1 pseudogene is annotated in these 564 nt (G+C 42.6%); it reads right to left on the reverse strand.

The window, feature by feature from the left end:
- Positions 1-494, reverse strand: a pseudogene (locus tag ACS8FC_RS19760) (phospholipase A); the annotation flags it as partial.
- Positions 495-564 lie beyond the last annotated feature (70 nt).

A 564-nucleotide genomic window follows, 5' to 3' on the forward strand; every position in this document is an offset into this window, starting at 1 on the left:
TTAGCAGTTGCGCTCTCATCACTGAAAGTGTTGGTCGAGTTCTCTTCCACAAAAACAACTTGTGGATTACCCGAAATAGTCGTCTTAAATGTTTTTGCCAAATCAACTGGTTGTTTGGTCGTGGTATAGCTTGGTTTTTTGCCTTGTTCAGCTACTTTATCAAAACAAGCCAAACGAGCGGCACTACTCTGCACTTGCGTACATTCCGAAAATAGCTTCGCTTGTTGAGCAATAAATTCTTTGCTGATTACTTTACCGCTCTGTGTGGTTACGCCCTGCGGCATTTCAACGGCTTCATATTCAAACGCCGCTTCTGGTACTGGCAGTTCGTTATAAGTTTGACTATTGTCAGCTGCTTGTACTTGTATCGCCGTGCAACTCAACGCGATAGCAACCGCAATACTCAAATGAGTATGTATTGTGTGACTACTGGCGTTACGACTGATTACATGAGTACGTTGTAATTGACGCTGAGTGGTGATGTGGGCAAACATAAATGTCCTTTATCTAACCAGCATTATCGCCAGCAGAGTATGTGAGTTAATTAATATAACTGTTAGCGTC

The organism is Psychrobacter sp. 1Y4 (assembly GCF_051847555.1).